This is a genomic window from Flavobacterium gyeonganense (assembly GCF_029625295.1).
GTDB classification, from domain to species: Bacteria; Bacteroidota; Bacteroidia; order Flavobacteriales; family Flavobacteriaceae; genus Flavobacterium; species Flavobacterium gyeonganense.
The window spans coordinates 4,832,402-4,858,287 of record NZ_CP121112.1; the positions used below are offsets into that span (position 1 = coordinate 4,832,402).

The 25,886-nt window shown below is 32.6% G+C and carries 22 protein-coding genes and 2 pseudogenes; 3 read left to right on the forward strand and 21 right to left on the reverse strand.

The window, feature by feature from the left end; genetic code table 11:
- Positions 1-58 precede the first annotated feature (58 nt).
- The 21 genes and pseudogenes from P5P89_RS20550 to rhaT form a co-directional block, all read right to left on the reverse strand.
- A complete protein-coding gene (locus P5P89_RS20550) occupies positions 59-1,651 on the reverse strand; it encodes a family 43 glycosylhydrolase (protein WP_278010006.1) in 1,593 nt (530 codons plus the stop codon).
- A 214-nt stretch (positions 1,652-1,865) separates the two neighbouring features.
- On the reverse strand, positions 1,866-3,038 hold the full coding sequence (locus P5P89_RS20555; RefSeq protein ID WP_340696553.1) for a DUF2931 family protein: 1,173 nt from the start codon (positions 3,036-3,038) through the stop codon (positions 1,866-1,868).
- A complete protein-coding gene (locus P5P89_RS20560; protein WP_278010007.1) occupies positions 3,023-3,346 on the reverse strand; it encodes a hypothetical protein in 324 nt (107 codons plus the stop codon). Before P5P89_RS20560 ends, P5P89_RS20555 begins: the two co-directional genes overlap by 16 nt.
- Before the next feature lie 485 nt (positions 3,347-3,831).
- Complete coding sequence (locus P5P89_RS20565; RefSeq protein WP_278010008.1) at positions 3,832-4,287, reverse strand: hypothetical protein; 456 nt, start codon at positions 4,285-4,287, stop codon at positions 3,832-3,834.
- Positions 4,288-4,319: 32 nt separating this feature from the next.
- Positions 4,320-4,580: a hypothetical protein gene (locus P5P89_RS20570; RefSeq protein ID WP_278010009.1), complete on the reverse strand. Its 261-nt coding sequence runs from the start codon at positions 4,578-4,580 to the stop codon at positions 4,320-4,322.
- On the reverse strand, positions 4,577-5,338 hold the full coding sequence (locus P5P89_RS20575) for a hypothetical protein (protein WP_278010010.1): 762 nt from the start codon (positions 5,336-5,338) through the stop codon (positions 4,577-4,579). Before P5P89_RS20575 ends, P5P89_RS20570 begins: the two co-directional genes overlap by 4 nt.
- A 439-nt stretch (positions 5,339-5,777) precedes the next feature.
- On the reverse strand, positions 5,778-6,224 hold the full coding sequence (locus P5P89_RS20580; protein ID WP_223678490.1) for a hypothetical protein: 447 nt from the start codon (positions 6,222-6,224) through the stop codon (positions 5,778-5,780).
- A gap of 82 nt (positions 6,225-6,306) precedes the next feature.
- On the reverse strand, positions 6,307-6,588 hold the full coding sequence (locus P5P89_RS20585) for a hypothetical protein (RefSeq protein WP_278010011.1): 282 nt from the start codon (positions 6,586-6,588) through the stop codon (positions 6,307-6,309).
- A gap of 140 nt (positions 6,589-6,728) precedes the next feature.
- Positions 6,729-7,841, reverse strand: a complete 1,113-nt coding sequence (locus P5P89_RS20590) for a hypothetical protein (protein WP_278010012.1) — start codon at positions 7,839-7,841, stop codon at positions 6,729-6,731.
- Positions 7,842-7,847: 6 nt separating this feature from the next.
- Entirely contained in the window at positions 7,848-8,015 is a 168-nt protein-coding gene (locus tag P5P89_RS20595) for a hypothetical protein (RefSeq protein ID WP_223678494.1), read from the reverse strand.
- 18 nt (positions 8,016-8,033) lie between these two features.
- Positions 8,034-9,842 carry a type VI secretion system Vgr family protein gene (locus P5P89_RS20600; RefSeq protein ID WP_278010013.1) on the reverse strand — a complete coding sequence of 603 codons (1,809 nt, stop codon included), beginning with the start codon at positions 9,840-9,842 and terminating at the stop codon, positions 8,034-8,036.
- Positions 9,843-10,047: 205 nt separating this feature from the next.
- Positions 10,048-11,201: pseudogene (gene uxuA, locus P5P89_RS20605) on the reverse strand (mannonate dehydratase).
- Positions 11,202-11,228: 27 nt separating this feature from the next.
- The gene (locus tag P5P89_RS20610; RefSeq protein WP_278010014.1) at positions 11,229-12,047 is read right to left on the reverse strand and encodes an SDR family oxidoreductase; all 819 of its coding nucleotides are present in this window, start codon (positions 12,045-12,047) and stop codon (positions 11,229-11,231) included.
- A gap of 21 nt (positions 12,048-12,068) precedes the next feature.
- The gene (locus tag P5P89_RS20615) at positions 12,069-12,656 is read right to left on the reverse strand and encodes a LutC/YkgG family protein (protein ID WP_278010015.1); all 588 of its coding nucleotides are present in this window, start codon (positions 12,654-12,656) and stop codon (positions 12,069-12,071) included.
- Entirely contained in the window at positions 12,646-14,049 is a 1,404-nt protein-coding gene (locus P5P89_RS20620) for a lactate utilization protein B (protein ID WP_278010016.1), read from the reverse strand. Before P5P89_RS20620 ends, P5P89_RS20615 begins: the two co-directional genes overlap by 11 nt.
- 42 nt (positions 14,050-14,091) lie before the next feature.
- Positions 14,092-15,462: a glycoside hydrolase family 28 protein gene (locus P5P89_RS20625; protein ID WP_278010017.1), complete on the reverse strand. Its 1,371-nt coding sequence runs from the start codon at positions 15,460-15,462 to the stop codon at positions 14,092-14,094.
- A 44-nt stretch (positions 15,463-15,506) separates the two neighbouring features.
- A pseudogene (locus P5P89_RS20630) lies at positions 15,507-16,237 on the reverse strand ((Fe-S)-binding protein).
- A 219-nt stretch (positions 16,238-16,456) separates the two neighbouring features.
- Complete coding sequence (locus tag P5P89_RS20635) at positions 16,457-17,818, reverse strand: FGGY-family carbohydrate kinase (RefSeq protein ID WP_278010018.1); 1,362 nt, start codon at positions 17,816-17,818, stop codon at positions 16,457-16,459.
- Positions 17,819-17,925: 107 nt separating this feature from the next.
- The gene (locus tag P5P89_RS20640) at positions 17,926-19,200 is read right to left on the reverse strand and encodes a sugar isomerase (RefSeq protein WP_278010019.1); all 1,275 of its coding nucleotides are present in this window, start codon (positions 19,198-19,200) and stop codon (positions 17,926-17,928) included.
- A 214-nt stretch (positions 19,201-19,414) separates the two neighbouring features.
- Positions 19,415-21,556 carry a bifunctional aldolase/short-chain dehydrogenase gene (locus P5P89_RS20645; RefSeq protein ID WP_278010020.1) on the reverse strand — a complete coding sequence of 714 codons (2,142 nt, stop codon included), beginning with the start codon at positions 21,554-21,556 and terminating at the stop codon, positions 19,415-19,417.
- Positions 21,557-21,576: 20 nt separating this feature from the next.
- Positions 21,577-22,647 (reverse strand): L-rhamnose/proton symporter RhaT, encoded by a 1,071-nt coding sequence (rhaT, locus tag P5P89_RS20650; RefSeq protein ID WP_278010021.1) that lies wholly within the window; start codon positions 22,645-22,647, stop codon positions 21,577-21,579.
- A 280-nt stretch (positions 22,648-22,927) separates the two neighbouring features.
- On the opposite strand from rhaT, the gene P5P89_RS20655 reads away from it, so the two are divergent.
- From P5P89_RS20655 to P5P89_RS20665, 3 genes are all read left to right on the forward strand, one after another.
- Positions 22,928-23,968, forward strand: a complete 1,041-nt coding sequence (locus P5P89_RS20655; protein ID WP_223678525.1) for a GntR family transcriptional regulator — start codon at positions 22,928-22,930, stop codon at positions 23,966-23,968.
- 143 nt (positions 23,969-24,111) lie between these two features.
- Positions 24,112-24,711, forward strand: a complete 600-nt coding sequence (locus tag P5P89_RS20660) for an RNA polymerase sigma-70 factor (RefSeq protein WP_278010022.1) — start codon at positions 24,112-24,114, stop codon at positions 24,709-24,711.
- Positions 24,712-24,777: 66 nt separating this feature from the next.
- Positions 24,778-25,881 carry a FecR family protein gene (locus tag P5P89_RS20665; RefSeq protein WP_278010023.1) on the forward strand — a complete coding sequence of 368 codons (1,104 nt, stop codon included), beginning with the start codon at positions 24,778-24,780 and terminating at the stop codon, positions 25,879-25,881.
- Positions 25,882-25,886 lie beyond the last annotated feature (5 nt).

A 25,886-nucleotide genomic window follows, 5' to 3' on the forward strand; every position in this document is an offset into this window, starting at 1 on the left:
AATATTGCATATTATTCAAAGGATTAAAATCCGTTGAAAACGGATAGAATACAAAAGATTATTCTCTAACAAATGAAACATCATCAACCTGACAGGAAGCATTTGCAGTACCACCAGCCAGAAAACCAATTTCAACCTTACCAGCCTTAACCGGAATGTTTTTTATCAAAATTGTTTTCCATGATACATTTTCTTCTTTAAAATCGTATTGAAGTCTGTTACCGTTACTTAAGGCATACATTTCTAAATTTTTAAAACCTTTTGTATTCTTCACTTTGGCAGTAAGTGTGTACGATCCGTCTTCTAATTTCACGTAAGGTGAAGAAGTAATGGTTTGAAAAGTTTTTCGTTTAAAATTTATCTTGTCGGTAATGTTTAAACTTTTTTCACCAATTACAATCTTTTTGTCATTTTCGGAATTAAAATAATTGATTACCGGAGAAGTCAGCGTATCCAGGCTAATTTTATTTCCTTCAATGACTTCATTCGTCCATCCTGTCAATTCTTTTTGAACAGGTTTTACAGGACTCGGAATATGCCTGCGATCGGCTTCGAAACTGCCATTTTTAACGTAATCATTATCTTTAGCAACCTTCCACTCACCTGTTTTAGCATTAATATTCCAGGAGTTAAGTGAATTAAAATAAGGTGTTTTTCCATCAAATGACATCGGGCACCATTGATTGTACCCTAAGCCATTTCCTGCAAAATTAGCCCATCGATCGCCACAATATAGTATAGTTTCCTGTTTGCTTCCTTTTACAGAAAAGAAAAAACCAGTTTGCGAAACATGTGCAAAATCATCTGAGGCACCATTGGTTACCAGCATTTCGTCTTTAGGCAGATACGGTCCTCTGATATCATCGGCAACTAAATAATAGGCTAACGAAGCATCCCAGCCATAAATATTAGATGCATACATATAGTATTTATTTTGATACTTGAACATGCAATTTCCTTCACGACTTTCCCCTTTAAAAATCTGCGTACAGTCTAAAAGATTTACTTTACCTTCTTTAATACCAATTTCTGAAACATAAATTTTGTTTCTACCTTTTCCGTAAGAATAAATTAAATAGGATTTTCCGGTATCTTCGTCAGTAAATACGGTTTGATCGCCAGTATTAGTGGTTCCGATCATTTTCTCCATATTTATTTTCTGATGCCAGGTAAATTGCCCTGTTGGAGAATCTGAAATCATGATCAATACTTCAGTATCATGCTGAACAAACATGGCATATTTATTCAGCTCTTTCACATAAGCAACTCCTAAACGGCCAACCCAGGTTTTACCGGACTTATTCACATCGTCTTTGGTTACTACATCTCCTTCAAAAGTCCAATTCACTAAATCAACCGAACTGTAACACGGAACCGATTTGAAAGTGGCATTTGGCAAAGTAATGTAAGGAGCATTTCTGTAAATATTAGCTTCCTCATAATGGACACCATACCAATAATATTTTTGCACACCATTAACTGGTTTTGAAAATTTAAAAATACCTCCACCCTGACTATTTAATGGCTGTCCGTCTTTTGTATTCCAGAAAACATCATTTTTGATATTTTCTTTTTGTGCATTCACATTCGTAATGCTACTTAAAGCCAAAATAATCATCATTAAAGCAGAGTGTATTTTTTTAATTTTCATGTATTTATTTTTTAGATTAAATGCCTTAATTTATGAATAAGTCATATAGCATATTAAACAATAGATTTTTAAACTGTTTAAATGTAATTAAAACATGTTATTAAACTATCCTGTCTAAAAAATGAAAATTTAAAATATTCCTTTCTCTTATCATGTACAATACGAATGCATTTTATTTCGCCTTCGTTTATAGATTATCTTCTTTTTATATCCATTACTTCTCCTGCCAAAATTCAACATCTGGTTTTATCAGTTTCTCCCTGCCTTCCCATTTAGGAAACTTGAATCCTTTTGGAAGGGAATATCCGCCAGCTTCATATGTTGTCCCGTTCATTTTAGATGGAAAACTCTTGAATTCCATTACTTTTATTCTTTTATTTTTTCCCTCTAACCATATGATTCCAAAATTTTCATCTGATTTAATTCCTATAATAATTCTGTTGAAATTCTCTTTTTTACCAGTATCGGGATCTAAATATTTCTCTTTATATAACTCTTCAAAATTATTTGGTAAAACAACAAATGTTGAATGGTATAAAGTTGGGTCTTTCAAATCCTCTATCTCTACCTTCATCATTACGGGAAGAACATTTTCCTTGACCTTATTATTGTTACTACTATAATTTGTTAATACCCAACTTGATTGGTCAATTGTTATAGGAGATCCTGAAAATGTATCTGGTTGAAAAGTGATTCCTGATTTTGTATAGAAAGTTAGTATGTTGATTCTGGAAGTATTATCTTCACTTACAAAACCAATATCATAAGCATATTTTTTTTCGCCTTTTTCCCAAACTGAGTAAGGAATTCCATGCAGATTTAGATAAATAAGGTTTTCTTTAGCAGCCTCACCAGTCGATGTCCACAGCGTAACCCTACTTTTATCATTGGGTTTAATCTTATTTATTTCTTTTGCTTTAAATTTTGCAATTTCTGTTAATACACTTACTGCTCTCATCCAAACTGTTACGTTACCTCCAGGAGAGGTCCCCACAATTATTAAACTGTATGGACGAACTGTACCGTCAATATTAGTAACAGGATTTTGAAACAATTGCAACATTTTTTGCCTCGGAAGTTTTGTTTTTAATTCGTAACCAATCATATCAACACCACAGTCCCATTTTACAATTAAGCTATCCGGTACTTCATCACGTTCACTACCACTAGCATACCCACCAGAAGTTTCTCCCCAGCCAGGATCTATTCCAAAATCTGTTGAAACATGATGCACTATTTTTCCATCATTATAAAAACTTACTGATGGAATACTCGAATAATATTTTGGAGCGGAAAGACCAATCTCCCAATCAAATTTTTCTTTCGGCTGGCAAGAAACTAATAAACAAAAAAAGAAGCAGCAGATATGTTTTATTTGTTGCCATATACTTCTCTTTTATAAGTTGCTGCATCTCCTTCAATCTTATATTTAACAGGCTGATTGACAAAAGCAACACTACTTAGTATGTGATGATCTCCTGTTTTTATATCTATAAAATCATTTTTTAATCCTCCATAATGAGCTGAAAGGTGCGCATATTTATTTCTTAATGCAGCAAACATATCACCGCTTAATTGATAACTGCCACCTTTTTGTTCTTTTATTACTTTTTTCATTACCTCTAAATATTCCACCAATGTTTTTTCTGAAGAAAATTCATACTCCTCTTTATGTTTTGCATTTTTTTGCTTCATCAAAAGTTTTATAAAATGGCACTTTATTTTCAATTGCCTTTTCAAGCATCAGACTCATAGGTACTAAACTGTATTTGTTACAAATATATCGGGAATCTTTTATTACAAAATGATCTGATTCTTTATCCATAATAAGTGGTCCTACTCTTGGGTCATATATTTGCGGAGAGAATTAATTCGTAATTTGCTTTCAAGTTGCTCATAATTGTAATCAACTGGTAATCATTACAATTTAATACTTTTTAGTGTTTTGAGCAACTTCTTTTTATAATGCACTACGCGTATTTATAATATTCCTGTCCTTTATCATGTACAATACGGATGTATTCTATTTCGCCTTCTGTTATGATATTATAAAATCAGATTTAGTTTGTTATTCATTAGGCATGAAACAATTAAATAAATAGTAACAGAGAAGTCTAACTAAATTCAGTTAACGTACATTTATTTTCTCCTTAAATTCATCTTTCAAAATCATTTTTAAATCATTGTACGAAAAAAATGTTGTTTTCAATTGCAACCATACCATTAGGAAAGCCATAATTAAAAATATATTCAATTCCTTTTTCATGAATAGAAAATGTATCCAGATTTTCTTTTTTAAATAAACTTTTTAAATGAGTCAATGATTGATATACATCCGAATTATTTAATTCGTTTTTATTTTCTTTATATGCTCTATTTAATCTATCTCTCAATATGGAGTTTATTTTTTTTAACAACTCTTGTATTTTACTTTCCTTAATAATATCATTGAATTGTAATATTTTATTATTTGGAATATCAAAATTATAATAATAAGAATCAATATTTATGCTTCCTGCGAGTGATTCATAGTTCATATTAATACTTAATATTTTAAAATTATTAAAAGTGACTTTATAATTTGAACCTATGAATCCACTGTAATTATTGCTATCATTACATTCTTTTTTACGCATTAGAATGGCCATATTTATAAGATCATTTGGTCTTATACTTTTTTTTCTATGTCTAAATAATTTAAATAATCAGCACTTATAGAATTGTTGAAAAAATTAATTTCATTTTTATTTAATATATCCGGAAATTCAAAATAATATTTTTCATTATTACATTTAACAGAATCAATCATAGAATGAATTTCTATCACTGAATTTTTACCTGCTTGACTTAAACAAGAGTCTACATTAAACAATATGAATATTAGTAGATAAATTGTTAGTTTAATTGTTTTTACAAAAACTATTTTCATTCGTTTTTATTTATAATTAAAACTTTAAGTATTTCCTCAATATTTACTGGTTTTCTATTTATCTCAGAAATCTTTAATTTGGATTGATATTTTTTATAATGATGTTTCGTTCCGTTAGAAAATATTTCCCTAATACCAATAATTGAATCAAATAAGTTTCTTTTGTTCTTATATAAATACTCATTTTCGGTAGCTCTTTCATTTATTGACCTATTTATAATATATACATCATGTTTATTATTTTCTTTAACATGTATTTTACTGAAGAGGTTTTCTCCTGAAATATTTTTCAAAATCCCATTTTTATCATATTCATAAGTGAAATTGTAATTAAAAAATTGATCATCAGTTTGATAATTTTTATTTTTTATTTTTGCTTTAATAATCTTAAATCTTTTATCTTCGTTTTGATTCCTCCAATTCTTATTTAGCGGATCTAGTGATTCCGCATAATCTCCATACCCATCTTTTAGAAAAAAAGTCAAATCTAAAACTGATTTCTCAACAAGTATTTTCTGTTTTAAAAAAATATAATATTCTTTGTTTACTTTATAAATATCATTGTTCACAATAATACTATTTTTATTATTAAAAGTAACTTTTATATCATTACCCATTGAACAAAAAAACGTTATTGATTGATTGTTTTTCTTTTTCGACCAAAAAGAAAATTTTTCCGGTTTTTCATTTGAATATTGATTTAATTTATATATAGTAACTGTATCATTTTTTTGAGGAAAAACACCAATAAATTCCACAGATATTTTTCCTTCTCCTTTAGTATAAATGCTATCACCAAGATTATTATATGAATAATTACCCTCATCAATATATGTATCTTTTACAAAGGCAATTATACAGTTAGAATTATTTTTTTTATTTTGGAACTACAATGGAATAGCAATAAACAAGTAATGCAAAGAATATTAATTATTTTTCTCATTTTTTCATAGGTATTTCACTTGTTAGTCTTGTTTTTGTTCTTTTCCAAAATATACTTTTACCCGCACTAATCGTTCCTGAAATACCATAGGTTTGTTTTACACCTTTGATTGCACTTAGAACTTCTGGGTATCAATTTTTTTCGCAAAAAGAATTTAATACAATGTTTATCGCTACTTTTGAAAAAAAGATCATTGACTTGTGTGTTATAATATTTCAGCAAATCTATTTCTCCCTTTTTGAGGATTGAAATTTTCAAAATAAAATTTCATTTTTGTAAACCCATTGATTTTTTTTATTCCATTTTCCTCCACAATCAGATTGCATTCTATAAACTATTTTTGACTTTTTAATATCAATAATTACACAATTGTAATTTTCATGCAGAACACTATCATTCTGTACATATGCATAACCTTTGATAATATTATCTAAAACAAAATACTTTTTGTTTTTTGATATCTTTATTTTTGCCCCACTGTAATTACTTTCGTCAAAACCTGAAACTAATTTTAATTTACCTTTGTGTAATATTCTTGGGTTTGAATACAAATTATAGTTTTTATTATATTTTAGGAAGACTAATTCATAATCACTACTTATTTTTTGAGAAAGAGCATATTTAGCTAAAATCTTTTTTTGTGAAAATAAAAAATTTGAAAGCAGAGAGCATATTGTTAAAAGAAAAAGTTTTTTTATCATAATTTAGATTTTAAATCATTATATCTTTTGGTTGCGCTTGTCATAGTATAAGAACCTTCACCTCTTAAAGGCCCATAAATCTCTAATATTTCATCTTCGTAAGTTGAAAAATTGGTACCCCATTCTGATGGTATTTTTGAAACCTTTGGATTTTTTTAAAAAATGAATCTAAAGCCTCTCCAAAACAATCATCAACTTGTCCTGGTCTATTAACATCATTATCTAAAACTAAAGCTTTTCCTAAGTTAGAACTAATAAAAGCAGATATTTTCAATGAATAGCCAGCTGGTTTTTTGTCTAATGAACTGTTTAATCGTTTAATAAAATCTTTAATTTGTATAATTTGATAATCACTATCTTTCATTAACCTTATAATTGGCTCAATAGGTTCACAATTAACTTTTGTCTTAAATTTATTTTTTTCAAAACCTTCACGAATTTTATCTTTAAGTTCTTTACCTGATAAATCTTTATATTTAGCTTTATATTTATAATTAGTGCTTATTACAATTCCTTTTTTATCTTTTTTTCCTTTTTTTCTTCTTCAACTTTCCAATTACAATTTTCTAAATACAGTATATATTTTTCCGGATAACTTTTTTTGAATTCCCAAAATTGAATTGGCAATTCACCGTAACCTTCGGGATTAATTGTTTTTTGCATAGCACCAGCTGTTAAAATTTCACTATCATAAGATTGTATAGAATCTAATTTCCCTTCATTTTCTGACATTGCTATTAAAATTGATTTTTCATCTATAGTTATAATACTATTTTTTATTAAATCATCCCATTTTGGAAAATCTTTTAAGGGTAATTCCCCCCAATAAGCAGGTCCATAAATACTTCCATATCTAGTACATTCAACTGTTTCTCGATATTTTTCACCACAATTACAATATTTAACCTCTAATCTTTCACCATCTTTGTTTATAAATTCTTTATTTTCTTCAAAGATCTTTAGTTGATAGGTTGCATCAGCATTTTCAGCTTTAAAATAAAGGAAAGCATTTTTATCTGTTCGTTTATTGAATTTATCTATTAGAGTTTTTACATCTTCTTTGCTTTTGGGCTGAAGCGTAATTTCTTTAGCATAAGTATTAGGCGTAACAATTATGTCTTTATAAATTTCAAATTCAATCTTTGTTTTTTCTTCTTCTTCCACCAAGAATTTTACAGGGTTATCATAAACTGCTTCAGTATTCGTAAGTTTGTTTTCATTGATTTCAACAGATAGTTTTCCTGTTGTTCCGTTGCAAGTTGCAACTACCCATACTTTTTCTTTTATCTTGGCTTTTGTGATTTTTTTGAATGAAATTGAATCTCTTACTTTCTTTTTATAAGTTATTGTTACTTTTTCGCCTCCTTTAGCTTTTTCAAAATTTGTTTCAGCCTCATAATTGACTAAGTCCTCCTTTTTTATTTTCTGTTCTGTGACAAATCGTGCTTTTATCTTTTTTTTATTCTCTCCTTTTTTTGCTGTAATAACTTCTTCTGTATTTTCATAAACAGGGGTTAATATTCTTTTTGCAAAATATACAGCAGTTACTTCTGACATGTTTTCATCATTCATTACTGGTGGTTGAAATCTAGGTTTTCCGAATTCTACGTTTGCCATATGTATTTATTTATTACCTTTCATTTGAATTTTTTTATTTGAAATTAATTTCAAGTTTTCTTTTGTAGCTACAATTTCAACTTTTTCGGAAGTTTCTAAAAAAACCTGACTTTCACTAATGTAGTTGCCTTTAATTCTAACATATAAATTCTTTGCTATTTTATTGATTGCCATAAAATGATTTTTTAAAGATTAAAACATATTTGATTTTTCTGCACTGTTTACTTCAACAGTTTTTTGACTGCTTTCCAAAAGCATATTTTCTTTTGTACTAAATACAGTTAATTTCTCTGCATGTTGAGTAGATTGTAATGAACTTCGAATATGTTTTTGTTCAATAATCTCCGTTTTATTATTAGCACTCTCAGTAAAATCTCCGGCAGCTTTTTGAGAAATATCGTGACCCGCTGTTTGAGAAATATCTTTATTTGCAGAATTATCAATATTTTCTCCTGCACTGACAGAAACATTTTTACCTGCGGTAATACTAACATTTTCCCCAGCCTTTACTGTAAAATTCTTTGGCGCACTCACATCTATGTTTCCCTGACCATCCATCTTCCAGGTATTACCACTCGGATCTTCAATCAAAATACTTCCTTCACCGTCGTTCAAAATAAATTTGATTCCCGAGCGCGTATGAATTGCCTTCACATTATTCTGACCATCTGCATAACCATTGGATTGGTTTCCATTGTAATGTGTTCCTAAAACATACGGATTCTGGGCATTATCGCCTTCAAAACCTACCAAAACCTCTTCACCGATTTCGGGAATAAAATAAAAGCCTTTTCCTGAACCTGAATGTGGCTGTATCATACGAAGCCACTCGCTTGAATTGTTTCCGCCTGCCCAATTGAATTGTACTTTTACACGTCCTAATCCTTCCGGATCGTTGTTGTCTTTTACTTTGGCTGGCTGTGTTTCGGCTTTGGCAAATACATTTACGTCTGTAAAATGTGGTGCGGCAACATCTGCCGGAATGGCTTTGAAATTACAGGAGTAATTTCCATGAACCTGAGAAATATGTGTTACTTCTGTCACAATCAGTTCGTGCTCTACAGTCTGGTTTATGATGCTGAAAACCTGTCCAAGTCCTAACGGAAAATAAGAGGTTCCACTGTAATATACACTATTAGCGTCACTTCCTGCTGTTTGCAGTCTGACCATTTCTTCGATTTCTTCACTGTTTTGGGCATTCGTGGTATAAGCTCCATTATTCAAATCGTTTTGGGTAACGGTTCCCTGATTGTGTCCTACAACGGCAGAAAAACTGTCTTTACTTCCTGCAGAAGTTCTTGCTGAAGCATTACGAATATTGGTTGCGCCATTGTAATCATAACCACCCAAAGAAATTTTATGGGAAGCCATGTTGGTCTGGATTTTAAAACCATGCAGCGAAGACCCGTTGATAAGTTTTATTTTACTGGTTTTGGTCTGTCCGAACTGCATTCGCATTCCGTCAAAATAGAACCATTGCCCGTAACGTCTGGCCAATCGTTTTAAGAAATCAAAATTGGTTTCATTATATTGAGCCATGTATTTGAACTCCTGAAGATAGGTGGATTTTATAGCATCTCTTTCATAGAATTCTCCCGGGCCTTCGGCTAAAATATCCAGTACAATATCATTCATCCCTCTTTGTTGGTAGGTTCTTGATTTTTTCATGTCATCCAGAACGATAGTATGGCTGATCCCTTTAACATGTAATCCTTCGGCGCTGCCGTGAAGATCTATAGAAGATAATTCTGTTATGATTCCTTTGCTCATCAACCTGATTCCGGTAAGGCTTTTAAAGGTAAAGATAACTTCATCTCCAAGATACGTTCGCAATGCCTTTGCCTGATCTGCCGGATTGATGATCGCCTTGCCTGTGTATTGCCATACAAAAGAAAAATGATGGTGATCTGCCATCTTTTGTGACAGTTCTAAATTATGATAAACAACATTTTGGGTAAAGCTCCCTATGCTGATATGCACCTGTTCTGAAAAATGTCCCATAAATTATGCGTTGATATATTAAGTAAGAATTTTTTTCAAAAATAGAACTTAAAATTAATTATCCAAATAAATCCTACAATAATTTACTTATATTTTTACATAAAAAATATACTCCGAATCATTTAATAATCTTTTATATAACTGCATAAAAAAAGTTGCCAGAACAAAATCCTGACAACCTCTAATTTATTTTTATAGTATAATATTAAAGCGATCGAATAATCCCTTCTTCAAGCCCTCTCAATTCGGCTAAACCTCTTAATCTTCCAATAGCAGAATAACCCGGATTGTTTACTTTTCCTAGATCATCCAGCATTTGATGTCCGTGGTCAGGACGGAACGGAATTGAAATATTATGTTTTTTCTGAATCAGCAATAATTCTTTCATTACAGCATACATATCTGTATTTCCATCTAAATGATCAGCTTCAAAGAAATTTCCTTCTTCATCACTACGAACGTTTCTCAGGTGAATAAAATGAATTTTATCATCTAACTTTTTGACCATTTCCGGTAAGTCATTCGTTTCCTTAGCTCCTAAAGAACCAGTGCAAAAACAAATTCCGTTTGATTTATAAGGAGCATTTGAAAGAATAAAATCATAGTCTTCCATTGAGTTTACAATTCTCGGCAATCCCAATATATCGAAAGGCGGGTCGTCAGGATGAATGGCCAATTGTACTCCGCACTCATCAGCAACAGGACAAATTTCGTTTAGAAAATAACTCAAATTGCTTCTTAACGCATCTCTGTCAATATTGTCATAAGCTTTCAAAGCATTACGCATCCATTCAACCGTAATCTTTTTTTCGCCAGGAATCCCGAACATTACCGTATCTGCTATTTCTTGTAATCGTTGCTCTGTAATCGTTGCAAAACGTTCCTTAGCTTTGGTTACAATATTTTCAGGAAAACTATTTTCGGCATTTTCTCTTTTAAAATATAAATATCAAAAATCGCCAGATCTACCCAGTTGAAATACAAAGCTTCAGAACCATCCGGCATTACGTAATCCAGCTGTGTTCTTGTCCAGTCGTTAACCGGCATGAAATTATAGGTAATAATTTTGATGCCACAAGCTGCCACGTTACGGATGCTTTGTTTGTATTTTTCTATATATTCCTGAAAATTTCCACTTCTTGTTTTAATACTTTCGTGAACGGTAATACTTTCCACAACATCCCATGTCAGGCCGTATGCTTCAACTTCAGCTTTTCTTTTATTGATTTCTTCAACCGTCCATACATCTCCGTGAGGAACGTGATGTAGTGCTGTTACAATTCCGGTAGCGCCGGTTTGTTTTATATGCTGTAAACTTACCGGGTCATTTGGTCCGAACCATCTCCAGGTTTGTATCATTCTTTTCATACTTTCTTTCTTAAAAAATTATACACCACTAAAAATTGTAAAACCACCATCTATAGTCACTTTTGAACCTGTTGCAAATTTTGATGCATCGCTTAGCAACCAAATTAAAGCTCCAATTAATTCGTCAGGATTTCCAAAACGTTTATAAGGTGTGTTTGCTATGATTAAATTGCCTCTTTCTGTTAAACTTCCGTCAGGATTAGTCAATAACGTACGGTTTTGTTCAGTTAAGAAAAAACCCGGAACGATAGAATTCATTCTGATTTTATCCCCATATCGTTTTGCCAGTTCCACAGAAAACCATTTGGTGTAAGAATCAATAGCTGATTTAGCCAGACTATATCCTAAAACTTTTGTTATAGCCTGTTCAGTTGCTACAGATGAAATATTTACGATGCTTCCAAGACTTTCATTGTTTTTGATTACTTCTCCAAAAACCTGAGTAGGCAAAAGTGTTCCGAATAAATTCAGGTTCATCACTTTTTGCAAAGCATCCATATTAAGTTTAAAAATACCCTGATCTGACTGAATTACAGCATCCGGCATATTTCCGCCGGCAGCGTTTACCAAACCGTCAATTTTTCCGTATTTTGAAAGAACAAGGTCACGTGCTTTTATCAGATCGCTTTCAATCGTTACATCTGCAATTAAAGCGATGGCTTGTCCACCGTTTTTAACAATTAATTCTGCTCTTTCATTGGCTACTTTTTCGTTTCTTCCCAAAACACCAACAATACCACCTGCTGCAGCTATACCGTTAACAAAGGCTTCACCTAGAACTCCGGTGGCACCAGTAACAATGATTACTTTTCCTTCTAATGTAAAATCTGTTTTCAATTTTTTTATCTTTTAGTTTTTTTAATCCAGCAAAAATACAATTAATCCTCTTGCGCCGTGTGCGCCCAACACTAAAGATTGTTCTATATCTGCTGTTTTTGAAGGTCCTGCAATAAAAGTCCCAAAACCGTACTCCAGATTACCAATTTTTTTGTAAGCCTGGTGCATCATTGGCAATATATCAATTTTATTAACGACAATAGCTAAATATTGCGCAATAAAAGGAGCAACTCTCTGCCCTAATAAATCATCCGTAACCCAGAGTGCACTGTTTTCTGCGACACCAAAATGAGCTTTTACAATTGCTAATTCAACATCTTGGAGTGTATGAGGATCATCATTTTTCCAATCCAGCGAAGCTACTTCGGCAAGTTCGGGAATGGTTGTAATTATTCTTCTGTCAAGCGCATAATTATTTCTCATAAAATCTAAAATTTCACTATAATTAGCCACTTCAACACTTTCTCCACCAATGTTTTTCAAAACTGTTTTATAGGTTTCCAAAATATTCGGGTTTTCTGACCCTAAAACTTCTAAATCAGGCAAATCAGTCACAAAATCGGGCTGATTTTGTTTTATCTTTTTTAATATTTCTGCTTTACTGCTCATTATCCTTAGCTTTAGATTCGCGTGAATTTTTCTTGTACCATTCCCTAAAAGATTCTTCGGGAACAGTTGGCATTTCACGCTGGTCATACCATTTGTTCATCTTATTATTTACTGCCGCAGGAATATTTTTCATCATGAATCTTCCTGATTTACCTGCGATATTGAAAATCGTTGGATTTGCCAAAACAGTTGCCATAGCTTTCATCGCTACTGTTTTTGCAGTTGGCGTATGGCCTTCTTTAACCAATACCTGACGCCATTTGTACAATTGATCGTGAATATCGATTTTTACAGGACACACATTCGTACAAGAGCCACAAAGCGTACTGGCAAAAGGCAGGTCAGCATTTTTGCTCATGTCCAGATTAGGAGCTAAAATAGAACCTATTGGTCCTGCAACAGCATTATGATAACTATGACCGCCACTTCGTCTGTAAACAGGACAGGTATTCATACAAGCTCCGCAACGGATACATTTTAAAGAATTTCTGAAATCTTCTCTTCCTAATTGTGTGCTTCTGCCATTATCAACAATCACAATATGCATTTCTTGTCCATTTCTTGGTTTTTTAAAATGGCTTGAAAAAGTGGTGATTGGCTGACCAGTAGCACTTCTTGCTAACAATCTAAGAAAAACACCTAAATGTTTACGCTGCGGAATCAGTTTTTCAAATCCCATGCAAGCAATGTGTACATCTGCGAGATGCGCACCCATATCTGCATTTCCTTCATTCGTGCATACTACGAATTCTCCGGTTTCTGCAACGGCAAAATTTACCCCGGTTAAAGCAACTTTTCGGGTTAGGAAAGTATTTCTTAAACTTTGGCGTGCTGATTCGGTTAAATATTGCGGATTAAAATTTCCTTTTTCAGTCCCCAAATGTTCATGAAAAGTTTCACTTACATCTTCTTTTTTAAGGTGAATTGCCGGTAAAACGATATGACTAGGTGGTTCTTTACGAAGCTGTACTATGTATTCTCCTAAGTCAGAATCTATAACTTCGATACCTTTTTCTGCCAGATAATCGTTTAAATGGCATTCTTCAGTAAGCATTGATTTTGATTTTACCATTTGCTTTACATCATGTTTTACCATTATCGAATGTACGATTTCATTATGCTCTTTTGCATCGGCTGCCCAGTGAACAGTTATTCCGTTTTTTTGAGCATTTTCTTCAAATTCAATCAAATAATCATGAATATTTGAGAGTACATTATGCTTAATTTGTGAAGCTGTTTCCCTTAGCAGTTCCCAATCCGGAATCTGGTGTGCGGCCTTATCTCGTTTTTCACGAACAAACCAGAGTGTTTCATCATGCCAGTTTACACGCTCTACATCTTTGTTAAAACGTGTCGCTGCTTCGCTATGTGGTATTGTTTTTTCTGAAGACATTTCTTTACTACTTTAAATTAAATCCAATGGATAGATTTAGAATCAATTTTTATTTACAAAATTCACGACATTTTCATGAATGTTCTGATTTTCTTTCACAACATCTGCATTTACATTTTTTAGAAAAACATTCTCTACAGGAAGTTCTTTCTGAGCTGAAATTTTCGAAATAAACTTCACATTTGTTGCTTTTACATTATCCAGATATATGTTTTTTATTGGCGTAAGCCTGCGCTCGATTGTTGGGACCAAAGTCCTCCATTGATATAATACATCTGTGTCGATTCCTAAAACTCCTGCGTCTATTTTTCCTGAAACAATATTGCTCATGTAAATATTGTTCACAAATCCGCCTCTGCGTTCATTTGTTTTTATGAATAGTAAATGATTCAGTTTTGCTCCATCTACAACGGTACAATTATCAATAAATACATTTTCTATTCCCCCTGAAAGTTCGCTTCCAATAGCTACTAACTGATGACCGTTTTTTACGGTACAATTACGAATAACAATGTTTTTTGAAGGTGTATTTAAGAGCCAGGCATTTTTTCCACAACCTGATTTTATGGCAATGGCATCATCTCCCTGATCAAAAACACAATTTTCAATTAGTACGTTTTGACTCATTTCAGGATCAACTCCGTCATTATTGTATCCGTGTGCATAAACTTTCAGATTTCTAAGCACTACATCTTTGGATAAAAAAGTATGAATCGTCCAAAAAGGGCTGTTTTTAATCGTAACACCATCCATCAAAATATTTTCACAACGGTTAAACTGAATAAACTGTGGACGAAAACGTGCAGTGTCATTTGCCATTTGGCGCTCTTTCATCGGTTTGTTGTACGATGCCAGATTATAAAGCATTTTAAAACTTTCCATATGTGATTTCGGACGGGTAAACCATTGTTTCCAGATGTCCATTTTTGCTTTCAGTTCCCCTTCACCTGTAATGGCAATGTTTTTACATTTGTAGGCATAAATTAATGGTGAATAATTGAAGCATTCGTATCCTTCCCATGTTGAGTTAACGGCAGGTAAATAATCATTCGGATCTTCAGAAAAAAGTAAAACTGCGCCTTTTTTTAAATGAAGGTTCACATTGCTTTTAAAGTGAAATTTCTTTGTCAGCCATTCTCCTTCCGGTATAACGACAATTCCTCCTCCTGCTTTATTTGCTTTGGAAATAGCTTTATTTATTGCTTCAGAAGTTTTGTCTTTATTTCCCTGAATAGCTCCAAAATCAACAATTGAAAATTCTTTGCACTTACTAAAATCCGGAATGTTTATAGCCGGCATTTCAAAAGGAGCTTTTACCACTACTTCTTTTAAAGTTACCAAAGACGTATCTTTTTTAAACGATAAAAAAATAAGCGAAAGCAATAATGCAAAACAGAGCGTTAATTTTTTCATTTTAAAGTAGTCTTTTTACAACTTAAAATCAGTAATTAAATAGTTTAGGTATTTAATATCTCAGCAATATGAATAGTTTTTATATGGCTTTTTTGTCTTTTCAGAATGCCCTCCAAATGCATCAGACAAGACATATCACCACCTGTAATATAATCAACATCGTGTTTTTCATGATCTTTGATTCGGTCCTGCCCCATCTTTACAGAAACGGCTTCTTCCGTTACGCAAAAAGTACCTCCAAAACCACAGCATTCATCTTTTCTGCTTAACGAAACCAATTCCAGACCCTTTATTTTGCTTAATAATTCTCCCGGTTTAGAAAAAAAGGTGCATTTAATTCGCTCATCTGCGAAAGCTTAAGGCCGCGTTGTCCGTGACAGCTTTGGTGCATTCCTACTTTGTGCGGAAAATTGCCTTCAATATGATCTACTTTAAGTACATCGATAATAAATTCCGTTAATTCAAAAACTTTTTTTCGCATTTCTGCCGCCAGTTCTTCCTGTTTTTCATCATGCAAATGATCTTTGACGTGTAAAACACAACTTCCTGAAGGACAAACGATATAATCAAATTCTGAAAAATTGGCTATAAAGTTAGCATCACAGCCTTTGGTTAAATGTGCATAACCACTATTTGCCATAGGCTGCCCGCAACAGGTTTGTTTCATCGGAAAACGGACATCGCATCCAAGTTTAATCAATAATTCATAGGTTGCAATTCCTACTTTAGGATAAAATTGGTCAACGTAGCACGGTATAAAAAGTCCAACTCTCATTTTGTAGTATTTTAATTTAACACTAGAAACATAATATTCATAGTCTAAAAAAAGACGTATCACTCCTTGAAAAACACATAGCTGTGCGTAAAATGATTTGTCATTTATTTTAATCTTTAGTTCAAAAAACTATGTTCTATGTGTTTAAATATTTTTTCACGCAGATTTGTCAGATTGAGCAGATTTTTTAATTATCATTTCTCAATTTTTAATTTCAAATCAGTGTTTATAAAATTTCAAATCAATTAAATCATTCTGAATCGGTTTAGGATTCCAGTTTTGGTGAATTGCTAAAGCTGCACCTAAAGCACTTGCCTGAGCCATTGAAGCCGCATAAACTTCTACATCCGGGAAAGCTTCTGCCAGTAAATTCATAAAAATTGAATTTTTACTAAAACCACCATCCACAAAAATTTTCTTTACAGGGCTGTTATGAATCACTAAATTAGTTGAAAAAACTTGTTGTTCGACAAGATCCAGCATTAATTGATGATAAGCAATTTCATAGGTTTTAAAAGTAGATAGATCTCTTTTTTGAAAAGGACATTCCTTAAGAATATCAAAATCATATTTTTTAGGATAAACGATTTGAAAATTTACCGCTCTTAAATTCGATACAATTTTTTTATCAAAATAGACATTTTTAAAAGTATCAAAAGGTACTTTGAAATGTTCAGCCAGTCTTTTTGCCTGAACTTCATGTTCGTTACCAGAAAACAAACGTGCTGCTTTTACTGGTTTTTCAGTGTATTGCATGTAACACAAACAATCATTTTCAAGTTCTTCAAACGTTAATGGCTTATTGTTAAAAGGATTCAGGGAAATGCTCCAGGTTCCGGTTGACAATAAAACAAAAGGTTCTGTGAAGTTTATCGTGTAAGGAATAATTGCTGATGAACTATCATGCAAACCAATTCCGACAGCCAGATCATTTTCTTTTTTTATCACATCTTTTCCTGGATGGATTGGTGGAAGTTTATCTTTAATACCTTCATTTTTCAGCCATTTGTGATACTTCATCTTTTTAAAATTCCAAAGATTTGTATGACATCCAATACTGGTAATATCGGTATAAGCTTCAGCAGTTAAAAGAAAACTTAAATATTGCGGTAAATGCAGGCAATATTTTACTTTTTCAAATAATTCCGGATTTTCTTCTTTTAGCCTGTAAATCTGCATTCCGGAATTCAGGCTTCCTAAAACAGGAGAAGCTGTTTTTACTGCAAAAACTTCTTCTCCTTTGTATTTTTTATAAAAACCATTTTTCAGTTCTTCCGGATAATCTTTCAAATAATTGTATAAAGGCGTCAAAGAGTTGCCATCTTCATCAATATAAACAAAACTGGCTCCGTAAGTGCTGAAATTTATAGCTTTCAGAACATAGTTATTCAGTTCTTTTATTTCTGATAATCGTTCGAGAATCCAGTTTTTTAATACTTCAATATCTTCGCAAGGAAAACCGTCTTCATCAACGGTTTCGTCCAGATTTACTGATTTTTCCCAAACGATTTTATAATTTTCATCAAATAAAAATACCTTTTTGTTGGTTTTACCAATATCAAAAATTGCAACTACGTTCATTTCTTTTTAATTATAAATTTTGAATTATAAATTATAAATTTTGAATTACAGAATTATGAGTTTAGCAAAATGTTTTTAGCTTACAACTCATAATTCATAACTTATAATTACAATCCTGTGGCCATCGTTTTTAATCCTCTTTCGCCAATTAGATTTCCTCTAACATCAAGGTTTCTGTACAACTCAACCGGGTTTAACGCTGCGCCTGAACGTAAACGAGCTTCAGCAACCAAAGCACGGACATCGGTGCGGAAAGCATTTTGAAGAATTTCCTGCGCTTTTACCACATCATTTTCTTCCTGAGCAATTTCTAATGCTTTTCTGTCAACTGAAAGCGCCTGAGCGTAAGCAATCATAATTGCTTCAACAGACTGCAACAAGTCTTCCAAAGGATCCTTTACGTTGTGTGAAGCATCAATCATCCATCCTAAATCTTTAGCATGATTCATTCCGCGAGCATCCATACCTTCAACCAATTCGTTAAAAATCAAGAATAACTGGTAAGGCTTTAAAGCTCCTGCAGTTAAATCGTCATCACCGTATTTTGAATCATTAAAGTGAAAACCTCCTAATTTATTATCCATAAGCAAGATCGAAACAATCTGCTCAATGTTAGCATTTGGCAAATGGTGACCTAAATCAACAAGCGTTTTTGCTTTATCTCCTAATTTCTGAACGTATGAATAAGACTGTCCCCAATCAGCAACTGTCGTAGAGTAAAAGTTTGGTTCAGCACATTTGTATTCTAAAAACAATTTCCAGTCTGAAGGTAATGCATCATAAATTTCTTCTAAACTTTCTAATGTATTTTGGTATGCTTTACGGAAGTTCAATTGTCCCGGGAAGTTAGAACCATCCGCTAACCAAACAGTCAATGAATCAGAACCTAATTCAATCCCATGCTTAATCACTTCAATATTGTGAGCAATAGCCTGTTTGCGAACTGCTTTGTTTACGTTTTGTAAAGAACCGTATTTATAAGTGTGCTCCGCACTTGCCTGATCCTGGAAAGTATTTGAATTCATAGCATCAAACTTCAATCCATGTTCTCCTGCAAGCGTTTTGATAGCATTATAATCTGTCGGGATGTCCCATGGAATATGCAAAGAAATGGCTCCAGAAGCATTGTTTAATTTATGAAGCAAACCTACATCTTCTATTTTTTCTTCCAATGAACGAGGTTCTCCTCCACCTGCAAAACGTCCGAATCTTGTTCCTCCTGTTCCTAAAGCCCAAGATGGGATTGCGATTTGAAAATCTATTAATTTTTGAATAATGGCTTCACTTTCTGCAATTTCTGAAGCTGTAAAAACCAATTTGTTCTGATGTTTTTTTAATAAACCATCATTATGAGATGCGATAGTGTTTGATTGAATTAACATACTTATTTATTTTTAAATAGGGTTTACAATATAAAGCTATTTCTATAAACCAAACCCTTGTTATAAGTTACTTTTTTGTGTTTTTTTTGTTTTTACAGTGTTTAGAAAATTTATTTAAAAATACGATTGTCATAAAAAATCTAACGTCCGACAGAATCGAACGTTAGAAAACAAAAACCACTTTGTTAAATAAACTTAAAAAAAACTAAACAACTTATCTGTAAAAGCCCATTGTTACTCCGCCGTCTACATTCAGGGCATTTCCTGTTGATTTATTCAACAGACCTCCTACGAATGCGAAACATGCGTTTGCAATATCATCAGGCAATATAATTTCATTTAATAAGGTACGTTTCGCGTAGTAAGCAGGCAATTCTTCAACGGTAATGCCGTAAGCTTTTGCGCGACCTTCAGCCCATCCTCCAGACCAAATATTAGAATCTGAGATTACAGCATCAGGATTAACTGTGTTTACACGAATTTTATCAGCACCAAGTTCAGCAGCCATTAAGCGTGTTAAATGCGCCTGAGCTGCTTTTGCAGAACCGTATCCAGGATTGTTTGGACCTGCTACTACTGCATTTTTAGATACGATGTTTACGATATCTCCTCCAAAACCTTGTTTACGCATTACTTCAATTCCGGCTTTAGAAACAATAAATTGTCCTTTAACCAAGATGTCATATAATCTATCCCACTCTTCAAGAGTATGCTCAGCGATAGATTTTGAAATACTGATACCAGCATTGTTCACAATAATATCAGCACCACCAAATGCAAGACAAGCAGCATCTAATGCTTTCTCTGTACTTACATCGTCAGTAACGTTTAATAATGTACTTGAAACAGCATCTTTACCAAATGCTTTGATAAATTCTGCTTTTGCACCTTCTAAACGCTCTTCATTGATATCGTTGATTACTACACAAGCTCCTTCTTCAGCAAATCTTTTAGCGATAGCTTTACCAATTCCACCAGCAGAACCTGTAACTAAAGCTACTCTTCCTGAAAGTGCTTTTGGTTTTGGCATACGCTGTAATTTAGCTTCTTCTAACAACCAGTATTCGATATCAAAAGCTTCCTGGTGTGGCAAAGAAGTATATTCAGAAACCGCTTCTGCACCTTTCATTACGTTAACAGCGTTGATATAATATTCAGATGCTAAACGCGCCATTGTTTTATCTTTGGCAAACGTAAACATACCAACTCCAGGATATAAAATTACAACTGGATTTGGATCACGCATTGCAGGCGAATTAGACTTTTTACAAGCATTGTAATAGTCTTTGTACATTGCTCTGTACGCTTCAAAAGCAGGAGTTAATTTTGCTTTTACTGCGGCTACATCTGATAAATCTTCGTTTGGATCTAATTCTAAAACTAAAGGACTGATCTTAGTACGCAAAAAGTGATCCGGACAAGATGTTCCTAACGGAGCTAATTTTGACAAGTCATTAGAATTGATGAATTCCAAAACTCTTGCATCATCCGTATAATGACCAATCATCTGACGTTCTGAAGAACAGAAACCTCTTAAAATCGGAGCCACTTTTGCCGCTTTTAATTTACGGTCAGCTTCTGGAAGACTGTCAATTTTTTTACCTCCAAAAACCGGACGTTTTTTTCCATAGTTGCTTTCTAAGTATTCAGCACATTTTTCTATAACTTCCAATGTGTTGATATAACTTTCGTAAGCAGTATCTCCCCATGTAAATAAACCATGAGAACCTAACATGATACCACGTAATTTTTTTCCTTTTTTCTCCGCTTCTTCTAAACAGCTTCTCAATTGAAGCCCTAAATCGAAACCAGGACGCTGCCATCCTACCCAACCGATTTCTCCGTCGAATAATTCTTCAGTGATTTTTGCTCCGTCTTTTGCTGCAGCAATTGCAATAGCAGCATCAGGATGGAGGTGATCAATATGTTTAAACGGCAAGAAACCGTGTAAAGGTGTATCAATAGAAGGTGCTTTAGAAGCTAAATCAAAAATACAGTGGTTAAACAATTCAACCATTTCATCTTCAAACTCAATTCCTCTGTACACATTTTCAAGATTGCGTAATCTGTCTAAATATAACGCTGCACAACCTGATTTTGTTAATGTTCCGATATCTCCACCAGAACCTTTAATCCACATTACCTCTGAGCTTGCGCCTGTCAATGGGTCTTTATCTGTAATTTTAACTGAAGTGTTTCCTCCTCCATAATTAGTAAGTCTTAAATCCGCTCCTAATAAATTAGAGCGATAGATAAAAAGAGCTACTTCATCTCCTGCTAGTGCTGCAGCTTTAGCATCGTCCCAAAGATAGCTTACATGCTGAAAAGTCATATTGTTTGTGTTTATATTTGACATTTTAATATATTAATTGATTATTATAAAGAGTTCCCAATTCCGACCACAACAATAGATAACATGATGAGTCCGATGCCCAACATAAAGGTGTTGAACGTTTTTTTAGTTACACCGGTCCATTCTTTCAGATAGAATCCCCAGAAGTTAGCGGTAAGTATGATAGTTGACATATGTAAAATCCATGAGCTGGCTCCATTTCCTAATTTACTTTCACCCATTCCGTAGAAGAAAAACTGAAGAAACCACATGGTACCTGCAATCGCAGAAAAAAGTATATTTTTTGAAATAGGTGTTTTAGTATCTGTGTAATTACTAAAAGTTTTATTTTTAAAATTAAGATAAATACACCATATAAAGTTTGTCGTTAATCCGCCCCAAAGTATAACGATGTAACTAACATTATTCTGAAACAGGAATTCCCCCTGATTTGGATGCATTACTTTCCATGCTTCATTAGCCACATCAGCCATTGGTTTTGCTGCTTCAATTCCGAAATTAAAGAAAGAGCTTAAAATACCGGATACAATAGCAATGATTAAACCTTTTACTAAACTAAAATCCTTGTCTTTATCTTCGTGCCCTGTTGCAAAATCTTTCTCTTTTAACATTCCGGCTTTTCCTAAAATGGCAATCCCAATGATACATATAAGTACACCAGCCAAAACCATTTGTCCACCTGGGTTAGCAAACATATCACTAATTGACTCTTTGCCTTCTACTGCATTGAAATTATAATAGATTGGCGGAATCAAAGCACCAAAAGCAGAACAAAATCCTAAAGTGATTGAATTTCCTAATGACATCCCTAAATAGCGAACACCCAATCCATAAGTCAGTCCTCCAATTCCCCAAATCAGTCCCATTGTGTACGCTAACGCCTTAACTGATGGAGCAGCTGTAGCTATAATTTCAGTAAAATTCGGAATAGTCAAATAAGCAGCTATTGGCGGTACAATCAGCCATGAGAAAAAACCTCCTATTAACCAGTAACTTTCCCAGGCCCAGTCTTTAACTTTTTTAAAAGGCATATAAAAACTGCCTGAAGAAAATCCTCCAATGGAGTGAAAAATAATTCCGAGTAATGATTCCATTTAATTCTTTGTGGTTTAGTTGATAGTTATTGGTTTGGTAAAATAAGAGAATGTAAAAAAGAAAACTATCCTGTACTGTCCTTTCTCTAATTTATATTTATATTAAATCATAAATTATTGCGATAAGATTGGCTTTATTGCATTTTTTAAATTTAAAATTCATATTTTAGCAAACGCATGAATATTTAATATCTTTTAAGTCTTTTTAAAGAAAATTATTACATATTATGCAATTATAATCCGGACTCTGCCATAAAAGAGAAACTTTACTACACCAACCATGATTAAGCTAATTAAAATAGATGAAGATTCAAGAGTACCAAAATATAAGCAAATTGTAGATTCTATTCTGCAAAATATTGCTAATGGTAACCTGAAAATAAATCAAAAGATTCCCTCCATAAATAACTTCAGTGAAGAGTTTTATATGTCCAGGGATACAGTTGAGAAAGCTTATAATATTTTAAAAGAACGGAAAATTATTTCTTCAATACGAGGAAAAGGATACTATATTACCAGAACAAAACTGGAATCTAAAGTCAATATTTTGTTTTTATTTAATAAACTGAGTGCTTATAAAATGAAAACCTACAGCTCTTTTATTAATACATTAGGAGCTAATGCGCATGTCGATTTGCATATCTATCATTGCGATGAAACTTTATTTTTAAATCTGCTCGATAAATTTGAAGGGGCGTACGATTATTATGTTATTACAACACACTTTAAAACAGATGAACTAAAACATTTGAGTTTTACTGATGAAGTTGCAAAAGCAATCCAGAGAATACCACAGGACAAGCTTGTTATTATGGATAACATCAAAATTGGATTAGGAAGTGAGGTTATCAAAATCTATCAGGATTTTGAAAATGATATATACAATGCCCTAAAAGAAGGACTTACCAAAATCACCAAATATAAAAGAGTAATTTTGGTCTATCCTGAGAAAGCTGTATATCCTTATCCAAGAAGAATTTTACATGGTTTTAGAAAATTTTGTGTTGAACATGAGATTAATTTTGAAATTCTAAGTGAAGTCTACGATGATATGATCCTTAAAAAAGGAGATTTATTTATTACTATAGAAGAATCTGACCTTGTTAATTTAGTAAAACAAATCAGGGATGAGGAATATGTATTAGGAAGCGATATAGGTGTTATATCTTACAATGATACTCCTTTAAAAGATTTACTTGGAATCACTGTCATGTCTACTGATTTTAATAAAATGGGGGAAATTGCCGCCAGAATGATTTTAAACAAAGAAAAAGGAGAAATTAAAGTGCCATTTAATTTTATTGACAGACATTCTATATGACTCTAAAATTAGGCTGTAAATGTTAATTTTTAAATTTTGTTTTTTTTTATTTAGAACAAATATAAATAATATTTTATCTTTGCTCCGCTTTAACTCAATACCACCTGGATAATAAAATAATCCGTACAGGAGCTACATTATAGATGAATATTAATACCAGTTTCGAATCCAATAAATTTAAATCTTTTAAAAAGGGAGAAGAAGCTGCGTTTAAATATTTCTATGATAAATACTTTCGTAGAATTACCTCTTTTAGTATTCAGTTCATTTACGATCAGGATGAGGCCGAAAATCTGGCACAGGAAGCTTTCATTAATTTATGGCAAAACAGGAAGGAAATTGAATCTATAAACGGAATTCAATCCTTTTTATACACCTATGCCAAATCGAAATGTCTGAACCTTATTCGTCATAATAAAGTTAAGGACAAATTCAAAAACGATTTATTAAATCATAAAGAAAGAGAACTGGACATTGAAGTCTTAAATTCTATTCAGTTCGATACTTTAGAATTAACCGAATTAGAACGGATAATTAATGAATCAATAAACGATTTACCTCCCAAAACACGCCAAGTTTTTATAAAAAAACGTTTTGAGAATAAAAAAAATGCTGAAATAGCAGAAGAAATGCAGGTAAGCCTAAAAGCTGTAGAAGCCCATATGACAAAGGCTTTGAAAATTTTGAAGACAAAATTATCCGATTATTTATTTCTTATTTTTATTCTTATTTGTAATAATTAAAAATTAAACATAGGGTTTTTTATTTCTGAAGTGTACTTATGATAACGAGAAGTTTAAAACCCAATTATGACATCAGAAATAATTTATAAGTATTTAACTAATGAAGCTTCAGAACAGGAAATTAAAAGCCTCTTTGAATGGATTGATGCCTCTGAAGAAAATAAAAAGCAGTTTATCCTAATAAAGAAGACTTGGGCTCTTACTGCCCTTTCTGAAAATATTTTAAATGATACTGCTCCGGCAATTAAAATTAAACCAAAAAATAAAGCTGCTAAATACTTGCAATATGCTGCAGCATTTTTAGTACTGCTTGGATTAGGTAGAATTGCTTTTAATTTTAGTCAAAAAACAAAATCTTCAAAGGAAATTGTTCTTGAATTAGGAAACGGAAAGACAGAATATATCACAAAAAACAATCAAACCAATTTAGTTAATGACAAAGGTGAACTGATTGCCAGAAAACTTCCGGGACAAATTGTATACTTCGGAAGAACTAAAAACAATGAGATAATATATAACTTACTTAAAGTTCCTTATGGTAAAACATTTAAACTTACACTTTCAGATGGAACTATAGTAAACTTAAACTCTGGAACTACTTTACGCTACCCAGAACAGTTTGGAGTTAATGGAAAAAGAATCGTTTATTTAACTGGTGAAGCTTTTTTTGAAGTTGCCAAAGACAAAGAACATCCTTTTATAGTCAATGCGAATCAGGCAGCTATTGAAGTTCTGGGTACGAAATTTAATGTAAGTGCTTATCCTGAAAATCCATCAGTTAACAGCGTTTTAGTTGAAGGAAGTATTCAGATGTATGAAACTGAAAACACCTCTAATGCAGTTTTACTGCAACCTAACCAGATGGCTACCTGGCAAAACAATTCGAGAAAAATTACCACAAAATCTGTTGATCCTTCTTTTTACTCAGCCTGGACAAAGGGTGAACTTACATTTAATGATACTCCTTTTTCGACCATCACTAAAATAATTCAGCGAACTTATGATGTTGAGATTATTAATAAAAATTCAGATTTAGCCAAACAGAATTTTACAGGAACTATCAAAATCAGTGAATCTACTGTCCAAAATATTTTAGAACTCTTAAAACATGATACCCCGTTTGAATACTCGATTCAGCAAAACACCATTACCATAACCAACCTTCCATAAACCAT